The organism is Streptomyces sp. NPDC007875 (genome assembly GCF_042868035.1).
In the GTDB taxonomy this organism is placed as follows: domain Bacteria; phylum Actinomycetota; class Actinomycetes; order Streptomycetales; family Streptomycetaceae; genus Streptomyces; species Streptomyces antimycoticus.
This window is the reverse complement of sequence record NZ_JBIADZ010000001.1, coordinates 221,735-236,443: the sequence shown is the minus strand read 5'-3', so window position 1 is coordinate 236,443 and position 14,709 is coordinate 221,735. Positions and strand designations below refer to the sequence as shown.

At 71.7% G+C, this 14,709-nt stretch carries 11 protein-coding genes; 10 read left to right on the top strand and 1 reads right to left on the bottom strand.

What is annotated here, in order from left to right:
• The first annotated feature begins 69 nt into the window (after positions 1–69).
• Positions 70–1,824 carry a methyltransferase domain-containing protein gene (locus ACFYOY_RS01025; RefSeq protein ID WP_351880571.1) on the top strand — a complete coding sequence of 585 codons (1,755 nt, stop codon included), beginning with the start codon at positions 70–72 and terminating at the stop codon, positions 1,822–1,824.
• 56 nt (positions 1,825–1,880) lie between these two features.
• On the opposite strand, the gene ACFYOY_RS01020 is transcribed toward ACFYOY_RS01025, so the two are convergent.
• Positions 1,881–2,795: a MerR family transcriptional regulator gene (locus tag ACFYOY_RS01020; protein ID WP_388584010.1), complete on the bottom strand. Its 915-nt coding sequence runs from the start codon at positions 2,793–2,795 to the stop codon at positions 1,881–1,883.
• Positions 2,796–3,284: 489 nt separating this feature from the next.
• On the opposite strand from ACFYOY_RS01020, the gene ACFYOY_RS01015 reads away from it, so the two are divergent.
• The 9 genes from ACFYOY_RS01015 (at position 3,285) to ACFYOY_RS00975 (ending at position 14,701) form a co-directional block, all read left to right on the top strand.
• Positions 3,285–4,499 carry a glycosyltransferase gene (locus tag ACFYOY_RS01015; RefSeq protein ID WP_388584008.1) on the top strand — a complete coding sequence of 405 codons (1,215 nt, stop codon included), beginning with the start codon at positions 3,285–3,287 and terminating at the stop codon, positions 4,497–4,499.
• A gap of 648 nt (positions 4,500–5,147) precedes the next feature.
• Positions 5,148–5,675 (top strand): TIGR00730 family Rossman fold protein, encoded by a 528-nt coding sequence (locus tag ACFYOY_RS01010; protein ID WP_351881019.1) that lies wholly within the window; start codon positions 5,148–5,150, stop codon positions 5,673–5,675.
• A gap of 133 nt (positions 5,676–5,808) precedes the next feature.
• Complete coding sequence (locus tag ACFYOY_RS01005) at positions 5,809–6,498, top strand: SDR family oxidoreductase (RefSeq protein WP_351880580.1); 690 nt, start codon at positions 5,809–5,811, stop codon at positions 6,496–6,498.
• A 337-nt stretch (positions 6,499–6,835) separates the two neighbouring features.
• On the top strand, positions 6,836–7,852 hold the full coding sequence (locus ACFYOY_RS01000) for a methionine synthase (RefSeq protein ID WP_351880583.1): 1,017 nt from the start codon (positions 6,836–6,838) through the stop codon (positions 7,850–7,852).
• A gap of 15 nt (positions 7,853–7,867) precedes the next feature.
• Complete coding sequence (gene ligA / locus ACFYOY_RS00995; RefSeq protein WP_351880586.1) at positions 7,868–10,066, top strand: NAD-dependent DNA ligase LigA; 2,199 nt, start codon at positions 7,868–7,870, stop codon at positions 10,064–10,066.
• A gap of 291 nt (positions 10,067–10,357) precedes the next feature.
• Entirely contained in the window at positions 10,358–12,466 is a 2,109-nt protein-coding gene (locus tag ACFYOY_RS00990; protein WP_388584004.1) for a putative bifunctional diguanylate cyclase/phosphodiesterase, read from the top strand.
• Positions 12,467–12,669: 203 nt separating this feature from the next.
• Entirely contained in the window at positions 12,670–12,966 is a 297-nt protein-coding gene (gatC, locus tag ACFYOY_RS00985; RefSeq protein ID WP_014055099.1) for an Asp-tRNA(Asn)/Glu-tRNA(Gln) amidotransferase subunit GatC, read from the top strand.
• Positions 12,967–12,971: 5 nt separating this feature from the next.
• Positions 12,972–14,465 carry an Asp-tRNA(Asn)/Glu-tRNA(Gln) amidotransferase subunit GatA gene (gatA, locus tag ACFYOY_RS00980; protein WP_351880592.1) on the top strand — a complete coding sequence of 498 codons (1,494 nt, stop codon included), beginning with the start codon at positions 12,972–12,974 and terminating at the stop codon, positions 14,463–14,465.
• On the top strand, positions 14,462–14,701 hold the full coding sequence (locus ACFYOY_RS00975) for a hypothetical protein (protein WP_014055101.1): 240 nt from the start codon (positions 14,462–14,464) through the stop codon (positions 14,699–14,701). The genes gatA and ACFYOY_RS00975 overlap by 4 nt, the downstream gene beginning before the upstream one ends.
• The last annotated feature ends 8 nt before the right edge of the window (positions 14,702–14,709 follow it).

The window sequence follows — 14,709 nt, the reverse complement described above, 5'->3', positions numbered from 1 at the left end:
GGGTGGATTATCTCCGTTTGGCGCGATCGGTTTCTCTGAAATTAACGTGCGCCCGGCCATTCCGGTGGCATGCGTCACGTGAATCTGGGAATGCGCCACGCGGACACGGGTGCCGTGGTCCGCTGTCTCAGCACCGGAGGTTCCGTTATTTCTGCGCAACCTGTACAGAAATTTGGCAACAATCCAGTTGATGTCAGGGACACTGATCACTACACAGAGGAGTACGTACCCAGCTTCGTCGAAAAGTGGGACTCGCTGATCGACTGGGACCGAAGGTCGGAGAGCGAGGGTACGTTCTTCATCGACCTGCTGCGCGAGCGCGGCGTCAAGAAGGTCCTCGACGTGGCCACGGGGACCGGCTTCCATTCCGTCCGGCTGCTCGAGGCCGGATTCGAGACCGTGAGCGCCGACGGCAGCGGCGAGATGCTCGCCCAGGCGTTCGCCAACGGGCTCAAGCACGGTGACCACATTCTCCGCGTCGTCCAGGCCGACTGGCGCTGGCTCAACCGCGACGCCCACGGCGAGTACGACGCCATCGTCTGCCTCGGGAACTCCTTCACACATCTGTTCTCCGAGCGCGACCGGCGCAAGGCGCTCGCGGAGTTCTACGCCATGCTCAAGCACGACGGAATCCTGGTCCTGGACCAGCGCAACTACGACGCGATCCTCGATCGCGGCTACAGCAGCAAGCACGTCTACTACTACTGCGGGGAAGACGTCGCCGTCGAACCGGAGTACGTGGACGAGGGGCTGGTGCGCATGCGCTACAGCTTCCCCGACGAATCCGTCTACCACCTCAACATGTTTCCGCTGCGCAAGGACTACACGCGCAGGCTGATGCAGGAGGTCGGCTTCCAGCGGATCGAGACGTACGGCGACTTCCAGCACACCTACCGGACGGAGCGGCCCGACTTCTTCATCCACGTCGCGGAGAAGGAATACATCACGGCGGACGAGCCGGCCGGACCGGCCGGTCCGGCCACCGGCGACGGGGAGTACGCGGGAGCCGTCGGCACCGCCCGCGACTACTACAACTCCTCGGACGCCGACGCCTTCTACTGGCATGTCTGGGGCGGCGAGGACATCCATATCGGCATCTACGACCGGCCCGACGAGCCGATCGCCGAGGCCAGCAGGCGCACCGTGGCCCGGATGGCCGGGAAGCTCGACCTGACCGAGTCATCCGTCGTCCTCGACCTCGGGGCGGGCTTCGGCGGCTCCGCGCGCTATCTGGCGGAGACGTACGGCTGCCATGTCGTCGCGCTCAACCTCAGCGAGGTGGAGAACGAGCGCCATCGCGCGCTCAACGCCGAGCGGGGGCTGACCGAGGCCATCGAGGTGCTGGACGGCTCCTTCGAGCGGATCCCGCTGCCGGACAACAGCGTCGACGTCGTCTGGTCCCAGGACGCGTTCCTGCACAGCGGCAACCGCGCCCGCCCCCTGGAGGAGGCCGCCCGCGTCCTGCGCCCCGGCGGTCACCTCATCTTCACCGACCCCATGGCCGCCGACGGCTGCCCCGCCGAAACCCTCCGCCCCATCCTGGACCGCATCCATCTGGAGACCATGGGGTCGCCCGAGTTCTACCGCCATGAACTGGCGCGGCTCGGCTTCACCGAGGTCGGCGGCGGCTTCCAGGAGCACCGCGAGCAACTGATCACCCACTACGCCCGGGTTCTGGAAGAAACCCGCCGCCAGGAGGCCGACGGCCTGACGGAACACGTCAGCGCCGACTACCTCACCCATATGAAGAAGGGCCTCAGCAACTGGGTCGACGGCGGCACAAACCGCCATGTGACCTGGGGCATCTTCCACTTCACCCGCTGATCCCCGCCGGGTGGCCGGTGTGGCGGGTTGTCCCGCCACCGGCCACCCCCGGGCGCTCACCCGGTGTTCGTGGTCAGGGAGAGGCCCGAGACCTGCTGGTGCAGGGCGGCGAGCGGTGCCGCGAGGTGTCCCTGGCCGGAGGCCGCGGACGGTGGCGGGGTCTCGCCGGTGACGGCGAGGGCCTGTCGCCAGTAGCGCAGCGAGAACGAACCGGCGCGCGTGCCGCGGCGGAACAGGGCGCGCAGATGCGCGCGGAACGCCGGTGTGTCGTCATGGCCGTCGACGCGGGCGTAGGTGCGCACGAAATGGCCGAGCGCTTCGGCGCGCCGCTCCGGACAGCCGGAGACCAGGGCCTCTCCGGCCAGTGCGCAGGCGTCCAGGAGACCGGCGTAGAACGACGCGACGTCGCCGACCTGGTGGGGCTGCGGTTGCCGGCGCCGGTCGTCCGCGGTGGCCACGGCGTGGAGTTGGGCGTAGGCGAGGACGGTCGGGGCGGCCGGTGGCGCGGGCACCGCGCCGTCGACGACGGCCTGGGCCAGGCGGCGCGGCAGACCGGCCGGGAGCGCCCAATGCCAGTACCGCACGAGCCGATCGTGGGCGTCGTCCGGGCTGCCCACCCCGGCGAGCAGGGTGAGGCGGCGCAGCCGTTCCGGCGCGGGGCAGTCGTCCAGCGCGCGGAGCACCTCCCGGCGCCATGTCGCCTCACGCAACTGTTCCTGGACCGCGTCCAGTTCGCGGCTGACGAGTTCGGCCAGCGAGCGTTCCCCCGCCATGACCGCGGCGATCGCGGCGATGGGGGTGCCGAGCGCACGGAGGCGCTGGATCAGCCGGAGCCTGGGCAGCGCGTCCGCGGCGTATCTGCGGTGGCCGCCCGGGCTGCGTCCGCTCTCGGGCAGCAGCCCGATGTCCGAGTAGTAGCGGATCGTCTTCACCGGCAGTCCGGTGCGCGCGGCCAACTCGCCGATGCCCACCGTGTTCCCGCCCTGCGTGCTGCCCGTGTTCCTGCCTTGTGTGCCGGCCGTGTTGCCGCCTTGCGTGTCGCGCGTGTCCCCGCTCTGCGTGCCGCGCGTGTCCCCGGCTTGCGTGCTGCCCGTGTTGCCGCTCTGCGTGCCGCGCGTGTCCCCGGCTTGTGTGCCGGCCGTGTTGCCGCCTTGGGTGTCGCGCGTGTCCCCGCTCTGCGTGCCGCGCGTGTCCCCGCTCTGCGTGCCGCGCGTGTCCTCGCTTTGCGCGCTGCGCGTGTCCCCGGCTTGTGTGCCGGCCGTGTTGCCGCCTTGCGTGCTGGCCGTGTTGCCGCCCTGCGTGTCGCGCGAGTTGCCGCCTTGCGTGTCGCGCGTGTTCCCGCCCCGCGTGCCGCCCGTCACCGCCGCTTGAACCTCCCCCGCGCAGGAGCCCTTAGCGTCCGTCGCGAACGCCGTCGTCCGAGTATGCGCCGGGCCGCACTCGCCGAGGAGGATCATCACATGCGGATTCTGATCGTGACCGCCGGTTCGCGAGGGGACGTCGCCCCGTACACGGGCCTGGGGCGGCGTCTGCTGGCGGCCGGTCACGAGGTGGCCGTGGCCGCCCATCCGCCCTTCGCCGGGCTCATCGGCGGATGCGGCCTGGACCACCGGCCGCTGCCGGGCGATCCGCGGGAGCTGATCCGCACCAGGGCGCGGGCCGCGTCGTGGGAGGAGACGCGGGCGGCGATGGCGGCGTTCCTGGACCGGCTCGCCGACGGGGTGGTGGCGGCGGCGGACGGGGCCGAACTGGTGCTCACCGCGTTCGGCCCGGCGGCGCTCAGCCGGGCGGCCGGCGAGGCGTACGACGTCCCCGTCATCGGCACCTATCTCGTACCGGCCTGTGCCACACGGGAGTTCGCGCTGGCCGGCGCGCCGGGCGGCGACGACCTGGGCCCGGACGGCAACCTGGCGGCGGGCCGGAGGCTGTTGGCGGATGCCGAGGCGCTCCAGGCGGGGGCCGTGGCGGGGCTGCGCACCCGGCTCGGGCTGCCGACCGCCACCTCGCAGCCGACGGGAGCGGACATCCGGCCGGTCTTCCACGGCTTCAGCCCGCTGGTCGTACCGCGCCCGGCCGACTGGCCGCCCCAGGTCGAGGTGGCCGGCTACTGGTGGCCCGCCCGGCCGCTCGACTGGCGGCCCCCGGCCGAGCTGGTCGACTTCCTGCAGGCCGGTCCGCCGCCGGTGTTCATCGGGTTCGGCAGCATGGCGCCGGGCGAGGGGGAGCGGCTGGGCGAGCTGGTGACGGCGGCGGTGGCCCGGGCGGGAGTGCGCGCGGTGGTGCAGGCGGGGTGGGCCGGGCTGACCGCGGCCGGCGATGACGTCCTTACGGTCGGCGAGCTCCCGCACGACTGGCTGTTCCCCCGCACGGCCGCCGTCGTCCACCACGCCGGAGCGGGCACCACCGCGGCCGGACTGCGCGCTGGGGTACCCGCGGTGCCGGTGCCCGCCATGGCCGACCAGCCGTTCTGGGCGGCGCGGCTGCACCGGCTCGGAGTCGCCCCCCGGCCGCTGCCGCTCGACGCGCTGACCGCCGAGTCCCTCGGCACGGCGATCACGACCTGCCTGACCGAACCCGCCCTCCGGCGCCGGGCGGCCGAGCTCGCCGACGCGATCGGCGCGGAGGATGGCGTCGCGGCGGTGCTCGCCCATATCGGCGTGGTGGGCAGGGGGTAAGGCCGGGCACGCCGACAGGGCGGCTTTTCCTCGGCGGCCCCGGCTCCTCCTGGCCCAGCACGCACCATGACGAGGCCCGAGTGCGCTGTCCCGCACCAGCGGGTGTCCGACGGGTCTTGACGCCTGCGGCGGGCTGCTCCCCTCCCGCCCCTTCCCGAAACTGGGGCTCTGCCCCAGGCCCCGTAACTGGGGCTCCGCTCCAGGCCCCGAAATCGGGGCTCTGCCCCAGGCCCCGGTCCGGGGCTCCGCCCCTTCCCTCAGCATCGGTATGCGGCTCCGCCGCGTGACAGGCATTCGCCCCTGAGCCCCTGGTAACGGGAAGAGGCGGGAAGGGGAAAGCATCGCTATGCGGCTCCGCCGGACACCCCGTAGAACGCCGTCGCCGCGCCGCCTCCCTGACCACCCGCCTTCCCCGCGTCCCGCCTTGGGCGACTGCGGATGGCGAGCCCTGCGGTCTCTCCGCATACGGCCACGGTTCGGTGACCACTCCGGCCGACCGGATCGACGCCGTGTGGATCGGCCACGGGCGCGGGCGTGCCGCCCGTACCCGGCTGACGGCGGCCGAACCCACGGCGCCGCACGGTGCCGCACGGCGCGCTCCGCGCGCGGCGGCTGAGGGTGTCCGACCCGGCTCTTAGAGTGGCGGGCATGAATATCTGCGTCTTCTGCTCCGCCGCCGACCTCGACGACCGCTACACCGCCCCCGCCCGCGAATTCGCCGAGCTGATCGGCAAGGGCGGGCACACGCTGGTCTGGGGTGGGTCCGATGTCGGGCTGATGAAGGTGATGGCGGACGGGGTGCAGGAGCACGGGGGGCGGCTGGTCGGGATCTCCGTGGAGTTCCTCGCCGCCCAGGCCCGGGAGAGCGCCGACGAGATGGTGATCGCCAAGGACCTCGCCGAGCGCAAGGCGGAGTTGCTCGCCCGCGCCGACGCGGTCGTGGTCATGGTCGGTGGCACCGGGACGCTGGATGAGGCGACCGAGATCCTGGAGCTGAAGAAGCACGGGCTGCACATCAAGCCGGTGGTGCTGCTCAACGCGGCGGGGTTCTACGACGGACTGAAGCAGCAGTTCCAGCGGATGCAGGAGGAGCGGTTCCTGCCGATTCCGCTCAGTGAGCTCGTCTTCTTCGCGGAGAGCGGGGCCGAGGCCATGTCGTATCTGGAGTCCGTCTGAGCCCTGTTCCGTTACCGGACCCGTTACAGGATCGGAGCGCTCGGCGGGAAGTCCGCCCGGGTTTCGGGCATGGGATCGCGCCAAGCCGGGACGGTCGTCGGGGCACGTCCATCGGTGAGGCAAGCTGGGGAGCATGGGAACGCATCTGATCACTGGAGCAGGCTCGGGCATCGGCGCGGCGGTCACCGAGCGGCTGGCCGAGCGCGGCGAGGAGCTGTGGCTGCTCGCACGGGACGCCGGGCGGGCGAACGAGCTGGCGGAGCGGTTCCCGGGGGTGCGGACGGTCGTCGGCGACCTGGGCGACCCGGACCGGCTCTCCTGGGCGCTGGGCCACCAGACGCTGCCCGACCGGCTCGACTCGCTGCTGCACATCGCCGGGGTGGTCGACCTGGGCGAGGTCGGGGAGCTGACCCCGAAGGCGTGGACCCGCCAGCTCGCCGCCAACCTCGTGGCGCCCGCCGAGCTGACCCGCCTGCTGCTGCCGCAGCTCCGGCTGGCCCAGGGGCATGTCATCTTCGTCAACTCCGGGGCCGGGCTGCGCGCCAACGCCCAGTGGGCCGCGTACGCCGCCAGCAAGCACGGACTCAAGGCGCTGGCCGACGCGCTGCGCTGGGAGGAGAGCGGCAACGGCCTCCGGGTGACCACGGTCTACCCGGGGCGCACGGCCACTCCGATGCAGGTGAAGGTGCACCAGCAGGAGGGCAAGGAGTACGACGCGGAGCGCTGGATGGAGCCCGGGACCGTGGCGACGACCATCCTGACCGCGCTCGATCTGCCGCGCGACGCCGAGATCACCGACCTCCAGGTGCGGCCGCGCGGCTGAGCCCCTCTCGGCGGGGGAGGGGGCAGTCAGCCACCTGCCGCTGCCCGCTCCCGCCGCCCGGCCGCATACGCTCCCAGCGGATCGGCGGCAGTCGGCTGCGGTGCGGAGCGCTCTGAAGGGGCGCGGGGCTGTGTCGATGTGCGGCTCTGCCTCGCGGGAGCGACCAGCCACGACGGCGCCGCGGTCGATCGACGGCGCCTCGGCACGTCCAGCGGAGCGCTTAGGCTTCCCGGGTGAGCCAGAGGGGCGCGAAGAACTGCGGCGACCAGCCACGACGGCGCCGCAGACGAACGACGGCACGTCGGGGCACTCCCAGCGGAGCGCTTAGGCTTCCCGGGTGAGCGAGAAGAGCACCAATACGCACCACTGGGGCCCGGGGGCCGCGAGCGGCGTCGGGTCGATGCCGGGCGGCGACGCGCGGGAGGCCGTGAAGACCGTCACCGGGTCGCTGGAGGCCCTGCCGTATCTTCCGGAGCTGCCCGCGCGGGGGCCCGGCGCGGACATGATCGGGCGCACCGCCGGGATGCTGGTCGAGCTGTACGCGCATGTGGAGCCGAGCGGCTGGCGGATCAGCGACCGGCCGGGCCGGGACACCCGGCGGGCCCGTGCCTGGATGGGCGAGGACCTCGACGCGCTGGAGGAGTTCACCCAGGGGTACCAGGGGGCGCTCAAGGTGTCGGCCGTGGGCCCCTGGACCCTGGCCGCCTCCCTCGAACTGCGCGGCGGTGAGGTCGCGCTGAGCGATCCGGGCGCCTGCCGCGATCTGACGGCCTCGCTCGCCGAAGGGTGCCGCGCCCATCTGGCGGAGGTGCGCCGCCGGGTGCCGGGCGCCGAGGTGGTGCTGCAGCTCGACGAGCCGTCGCTGACCTCGGTGCTGCGCGGGAGCGTCCGCAGCGCCAGCGGCTACCGCACCCACGCCGCCGTGGACCGGGGCGTGGTCGAGGGCGCGCTGCGGACTCTGGTGGAGGCGGCCGGCGGGCCGGTGGTGGTGCACTCGTGCGCGCCTGCCGTGCCGTTCGGGCTGCTGCGGCGCGCGGGCGTCGAGGGGATCTCCTTTCCCCTGTCGCTGCTCACGGAGAGTGAGGAGGAGGCGATCGGGGAGGCCGTGGAAGGCGGTACGGCGCTGCTCATCGGCGCGGTACCCGGCACCGACGCCCCATTGTCGGACCCTGCCGGTAGCGTCAGTGGTGTCAGGACGTTGTGGCGCAGGCTGGGGCTGTCACCGGAGACTCTCGCGGAATCCGTGGTGATCACCCCGTCGTGCGGGCTCGCGGGCGCGTCGCCCGGGTACGCCCGCGCCGCGCTGGCCCACTGCGTCCAGGCGGCGAGATCGCTCGCGGACAACCCTGAGTAACGGGAGGACGACACGGTGGCCGGCGAACAGCAGTCGAAGGTCCCCGCCGAGGTGCGGGAGAGGCACGCCAGGCTCGCTGAGCAGATCGAGGAGCACCGCTTCCGGTACTACGTGAAGGACGCGCCCGTCGTCAGCGACGCGGAGTTCGACAAGCTCATGCGCGAGCTGGAGGCGCTGGAGGAGGAGACCCCCGAGCTCCGTACGCCCGACTCGCCGACCCAGAAGGTCGCGGGGGCGTACGAAACGGAGTTCACCGAGGTCGAGCACCGCGAGCGGATGCTCAGCCTGGACAACGCGTTCGACGACGAGGAGCTGACCACCTGGGCGGACCGCATCGCCAAGGAGCTGGGCAGCGGCGCGTACCACTTCCTGTGCGAGCTGAAGGTGGACGGCCTCGCGGTCAACCTCACCTATGAGCACGGGCGCCTGACCCGCGCCGCGACCCGTGGCGACGGCCGCACCGGCGAGGACATCACCCCCAATGTGCGGACGATCGCCAAGATCCCCAACCGGCTGACGGGCGACCGGATCCCGGCGCTGGTGGAGGTGCGCGGCGAGGTCTTCCTGGCCCGTGAGCGGTTCGAGGAGCTGAACGCCGGGCTGGTGGAGGCGGGCAAGCCGCCGTTCGCCAACCCCCGGAACGCGGCGGCCGGTTCGCTGCGCCAGAAGGACCCGAAGGTCACCGCGTCCCGGCCGCTGGACATGGTGGTGCACGGCATCGGCGCGCGCGACGGCTTCGACATCGACCGGCTGTCACAGGCGTACGAGCTGCTGCACGAGTGGGGGCTGCCCACCGCCGCCCACTTCAAAGTGGTGGACACGATCGAGGCCGTGCGCGAGTACATCGCGTACTACGGGGACAGCGAGCACCGGCACTCGGTGGAGCACGAGATCGACGGCGCGGTCGTCAAGCTGGACGAGATCCCGTTGCAGGGGCGGCTCGGCTCCACCTCGCGGGCGCCGCGCTGGGCGATCGCCTGGAAATTCCCGCCCGAGGAGGTCAACACCAAGCTGGTCGACATCCGGGTGGGCGTGGGGCGCACGGGGCGGGTGACGCCTTATGCGGTGGTCGAGCCGATCACGGTCGCGGGCTCGGAGGTCGAATTCGCGACGCTGCACAACCAGGATGTCGTCAAGGCCAAAGGTGTGCTGATCGGTGACACCGTGGTGCTGCGCAAAGCGGGCGATGTCATTCCGGAAATCCTGGGCCCGGTCGTCGATCTGCGGGACGGCAGCGAGCGGGAATTCGTGATGCCGGCCACCTGCCCCGAGTGCGATACGCCGCTGCAGCCCGCCAAAGAGGGCGATGTCGATCTGCGGTGTCCCAACAGCCGGTCCTGCCCGGCGCAGTTGCGCGAGCGGATTTTCTATCTCGCCGGGCGGAAATCCCTGGACATCGAGAACCTCGGCTATGTCGCCGCGGCCGCCCTCACTCAGCCGCTGGAACCGACCGATCCGCCGGTGAAGGACGAGGGTGATCTGTTCGACCTGAAGATCGAACAATTGCTGCCCATTCGGTCGTATGTACTGGACCCGGACAGTGGGCTGCCCAAGCGCGATCCGGAGACCGGCGAGGAGAAGGTCGTCACCTTCTTCGCCACCCAGAAGGGCGAGGCGAAGAAGAACGCCCTGGCGATGCTGGCCAATATCGAGGCCGCCAAGGAGCGCCCGCTGGCCCGGATCATCACCGGTCTTTCGATCCGTCATGTCGGCCCCGTCGCCGCCACCGCACTCGCCCGTGAATTCCGCTCGCTGGACCGGATCGCCGAGGCGGGCGAGGAGGAGCTGGCGGCCGTGGAGGGGGTGGGGCCGACCATCGCCGCCTCGGTCAAGGAGTGGTTCGCGGTCGACTGGCACCGCGAGATCCTCGAGAAATGGCGGCGGGCCGGGGTGCGGCTGGAGGAGGAGGGCGGTGAGGACGAAGGCCCTCGTCCGCTGGAGAGCCTCACCGTCGTCGTCACCGGAACGCTCCAGTCGTACACCCGAGATGGGGCCAAAGAGGCGCTGCAGAGCCGTGGTGCCAAAGTCACCGGATCGGTTTCGAAAAAGACCGATTTCGTGGTAGTCGGCGACAATCCGGGCTCGAAGTACGACAAAGCCATGCAGGTGAAGGTTCCCGTGCTCGATGAGGACGGATTTGGCGTCCTGCTCGAACAGGGACCGGACGCGGCGAGAGAGGTCGCGATGACGCCTCCGGAAGAGTCGGCGGAGTAGCACGGATGGCCCGTGGAGCGGAGGTTGGAGTAGCCGCTCCACCCATCCGGCGCAGTGGTCCGGCCATCTTGTCCGCCCGGTGGGTGCAAAGCTGGCCGGATTACGACTGGGAGCACTTCCCGGGTACAGCCGGCGGGCATCACCCTTACAGCGCATAGCAGAAGGTCATGGATCGTCGGGCGGCATTCGGGGAACCGTCGCCGATCGCCGCCCGTCTTCCCCTTCTGCCGCCTACTGTTGAGGTGTGCGCCCGCCGTGGCGCTGGCACCGCCGGCTGTGAGAGGGACGGGTATGAAACCGACCGAAAGCGCCGCCCCGGCGTCGCGGCTGCGCCGGGCCGTGCTGCCCGCGCTGCCGGCCGCGGCGGTCGCCATGGCGGCTTTCGCACTCGGCATCGGGGTATTCCGAGTGCTCGACGCGGGCAATGCGCTCTTTCCCGACGGCACCGTGGGCTGGTCGCTCGCCGTGCTCACCGGAATCATCGTCGGCCATCTGGTCGCCCTCGGGCGCGACCGCTGGTGGGGCGGCACCGGTTCCGGGGCCGCGTTAACCCTGGCCGCGCTGCTGCTCTACGGCTGGATTCCGGCCGTGCTGGTCAGCCTCGCCGTGGTCGTCCTGGTCGGCGCCGCCCGCCGGCACCGATGGCGGCAGGCCGCCCTGCACGGCGCGGTCGACATCCTCGGGGTCGGCGCGGCCGCTCTCACCCTCGCAGCCTTCGGCACCACCCCCTCGGTCGAACACCCCTGGCGCACCGACACCTGGGACGTCTCCGCCATCCCTCAGACGGCCCTGGCCGCCTTCGTCTATCTCGCGGTGACCCGCGCCCTGCTGTGGTGCTCCCTCGCCCCGCCCGGCGCCGGACTGCCCACCGTCGCCCGCACCGCCCTCTTCCGGCAGACCCTCGTCGGCATCGCGCTCCTCGGCATCGCCCCCCTCATCGTGGTCGTCGCCGGGGACACCCCGCTGCTGCTCCCGCTGTTCGCGGTGCCGCTGGTCGCCCTGGACTCCACGTTGTGGATCGCCCGGGTCCGCGCCGAGGAGCAGCTGCGCGACCCGCTCACCGGGCTGCCCAACCGCCAGTGGCTGCTGGAGCGCACCTGGACCGCGCTGGACGAGTCCGAGCGGGCCGGCACCCGCACCGCGCTGGTGCTGCTGGACCTCGACCGCTTCCGTTCGGTCAACGACACCCTGGGCCATCTGGCCGGTGACCGGCTGCTGCTGCAGATCGCCGAGCGGCTGCGGCTCGCCCTGCCCCGCGGGGCCGAGGTGGCCCGGCTCGGCGGCGACGAGTTCGCGGTGCTGCTGCCCACCACCGACTCGCTCACCAGCGCCCAGCGCAGCGCCCGCGTCCTCGTCGGCGACCTCGGCTCCCCCCTCGACCTGGACGGACTGACCCTGGTGCTGGAGGCCAGTGCCGGGGTCGCCGTCTACCCCGACCACGCACTGGACGCCGAGGGGCTGCTGCGCCGCGCCGACGTCGCGATGTACCAGGCCAAGCGGGACCGCAGCGGAGTCGAGCTCTACGAGGCCCGGCGGGACGGCAACACCCCCGACCGGCTCGGTCTGCTCGGCGATCTGCGGCGGGCCCTGGACGCGGGCGACGTCGAGCTGCACTACCAGCCCAAGGTCGGCTTCGACGGGCATGTGGCGGGCCTGGAGGCGCTGGTGCGCTGGGTCCACCCGGACCGGGGCAGGGTGCCGCCGGACGAGTTCATCTCCATGGCCGAGAGCTCCGGGCTGATGCCCCGGCTGACCGAGTATGTCCTGGAGACGGCGCTGGGCCAGGTCGCGCGCTGGCGCGCCGACGGCCTCGAGGTGCCGGTCGCGGTCAATGTCTCGCCGCGCGATGTCCACACCCCCGGCTTCGCGGGCGCGGTCGCCGGGCGGCTGGCCCGGCACGGCGTCCCGGCGGGCGCCCTGCAGCTGGAGATAACCGAGCACGTGCTGCTGGAGGACCCGCAGCGGGCCGCCGACACCCTGGCCGGGCTCACCGGCCACGGCGTGAAGATGTCGCTCGACGACTTCGGGACGGGCTATTCCTCGCTGGTCCATCTGCGGCGGCTGCCGGTGAGCGAGCTCAAGATCGACCGTTCCTTCGTGGCCCGGCTGGCCGTGGACAACGAGGACGCCGAGATCGTCCGCTGTACGGTCGACCTCGCCCACTCGCTGGGCCTGCTCGTGGTGGCCGAGGGCGTCGAGGACGACGAGACCTGGGAGCGGCTGCGGGATCTGGGCTGCGACGCGGTGCAGGGCTGGCTGGTGGCCGCCGCGATGCCGCCGGATGAGACGACGGCGTGGCTGCGGGCGCGAGGCGAGGGCGGCTGGCACCGCGAGACGGCGGAGCCGTCGGACCAGGCGTCCGCCCCCGCGGAGGAAGACGCGGATCAGCCCGTGACATGAGGGTGCTGCCCCCGGGCGTTTCGTCGTCGGCCGCGGGCTGGTGGGTGCGTTGTGCCCACCCGTTCCTCCCCCAGCTACCGCTGGGAGGTGCCCCCTCGCGGAGGGAGCCATGACGCGGGTGCACCAAAGCCTTTCGCGCGCCGTGTGTGGAGAGCCATAGGATTGGGGCCGAAACACTCCACACTCACTTTGAGGATCGCTGCATGCCTGGCATCACGCGCGAGGAGGTCGCCCACCTCGCCCGGCTGGCGCGTCTGGAGCTGAAGGCCGAAGAGCTCGACCACTTCGCCGGACAGCTGGACGACATCATCGGCGCGGTCGCCCGCGTCTCCGAGGTCGCCGACCAAGACGTACCGCCGACCTCTCACCCGCTGCCACTGACCAACGTCATGCGCGCGGACGAGGTCCGTCCGTCCCTGACCCCGCAGCAGGCCCTGGCCTGCGCCCCGGCCCAGGAGCAGCAGCGTTTCAAGGTGCCGCAGATCCTGGGGGAGGAGTGACCACCGTGACCGACCTGACCAGGCTCACCGCGGCCGAGATCGCCGCCAGGATCGCCTCCGGCGAGGTCACCGCCGTCGAGGTGACCGAGGCGCATCTGGCCCGTATCGAGGCCGTCGACGAGAAGGTGCACGCCTTCCTGCACGTGGACCGTGAGGGGGCGCTCGCCCAGGCGCGCGCCGTCGACGAGAAGCGGGAGCGCGGTGCGGAGCTGGGCCCGCTGGCCGGTGTTCCGCTCGCGCTCAAGGACATCTTCACCACCAAGGGGATCCCGACCACGGTCGGTTCCAAGATCCTCGAAGGATGGATCCCGCCGTACGACGCGACGGTGACCCAGCGGCTGCGGGACGCGGACGTGATCATCCTCGGCAAGACCAACATGGACGAGTTCGCCATGGGGTCCTCGACCGAGAACAGCGCGTTCGGCCCCACCGGCAACCCCTGGGACCTCACCCGCATCCCCGGCGGCTCCGGCGGCGGCTCCTCCGCCTCGCTGGCCTCCTTCCAGGCCCCGCTCGCCATCGGCACGGACACCGGCGGCTCGATCCGCCAGCCGGCCGCCGTCACCGGCACGGTCGGGGTCAAGCCGACGTACGGCGGGGTCTCCCGCTACGGCATGGTGGCCTTCTCCTCCTCGCTCGACCAGGGCGGCCCCTGCGCCCGCACCGTGCTGGACGCGGCGCTGCTGCACGAGGTCATCGCCGGGCACGACCCGATGGACTCGACCTCCATCGACGAGCCGGTCCCGGCCGTCGTCGAGGCCGCGCGCAGTGGCAGCGTGCGGGGCATGCGCATCGGCGTCGTCAAGGAGTTCGCGGGCGAGGGCTACCAGGCCGGCGTCATGCAGCGCTTCAACGAGTCGGTGGAGCTGCTGCGGGAGCTGGGCGCCGAGATCGAGGAGATCTCCTGCCCGTCCTTCGACAAGGCGCTGGCCGCGTACTACCTGATCGCGCCGTCCGAGTGCTCGTCCAACCTGGCCCGCTTCGACGCCATGCGCTACGGCCTGCGGGTGGGCGACGACGGCACGCACTCCGCGGAGGAGGTCACCGCGCTCACCCGCGCGGAGGGCTTCGGCGCGGAGGTCAAGCGCCGGATCATGCTCGGCACCTATGCGCTCAGCTCCGGCTACTACGACGCGTACTACGGCTCCGCGCAGAAGGTCCGTACGCTGATCAAGCGTGACTTCGAGAAGGCGTTCGAGCGAGTCGACGTGCTGATCTCGCCGACCACCCCGACCACCGCCTTCCCGATCGGCGAGCGCGCCGATGACCCGATGGCGATGTATCTGGCCGACCTCTGCACGATTCCCACGAACCTCGCGGGGAACGCGGCCATGTCACTGCCCTGCGGTCTGGCGCCGGAGGACGGTCTGCCGGTCGGACTGCAGATCATCGCCCCCGCCATGGCCGACGACAGGCTCTACAAGGTCGGCGCCGCGGTCGAGGCCGCGCTCGCCGACAAGTGGGGCCACCCGCTGCTCGAGGAGGCACCGTCACTATGAGTGCGATCAAGAAGGCCAAGGGCTTCAAGAAGTCCAGGCCCGGCACCTACCTGTCCATCGCGGGCTCGCTGTTCGGCGCGGTCAGCGTGGCGAAGCAGGTCAAGAAGGCCCGCTTCGAGAACGACAAGCTGCAGCTGGCCGACGCGGTGGTCTCGGCCGCCGCCATCGTCACCGGCGTCGCCCTGCTCGTCCGCGAGCTCAAGCGCATGGGCGACGACGACGTCCTCGCGGACTGAGAGGTTAG

Coding starts and splice junctions, on each gene's coding strand:
- ACFYOY_RS01025 (WP_351880571.1), top strand. CDS start 70: ATGCGTCACGTGAATCTGGGAATGCGCCACGCGGACACGGGTGCCGTG.
- ACFYOY_RS01015 (WP_388584008.1), top strand. CDS start 3,285: ATGCGGATTCTGATCGTGACCGCCGGTTCGCGAGGGGACGTCGCCCCG.
- ACFYOY_RS01010 (WP_351881019.1), top strand. CDS start 5,148: ATGAATATCTGCGTCTTCTGCTCCGCCGCCGACCTCGACGACCGCTAC.
- ACFYOY_RS01005 (WP_351880580.1), top strand. CDS start 5,809: ATGGGAACGCATCTGATCACTGGAGCAGGCTCGGGCATCGGCGCGGCG.
- ACFYOY_RS00990 (WP_388584004.1), top strand. CDS start 10,358: ATGAAACCGACCGAAAGCGCCGCCCCGGCGTCGCGGCTGCGCCGGGCC.
- gatC (WP_014055099.1), top strand. CDS start 12,670: ATGCCTGGCATCACGCGCGAGGAGGTCGCCCACCTCGCCCGGCTGGCG.
- ACFYOY_RS00975 (WP_014055101.1), top strand. CDS start 14,462: ATGAGTGCGATCAAGAAGGCCAAGGGCTTCAAGAAGTCCAGGCCCGGC.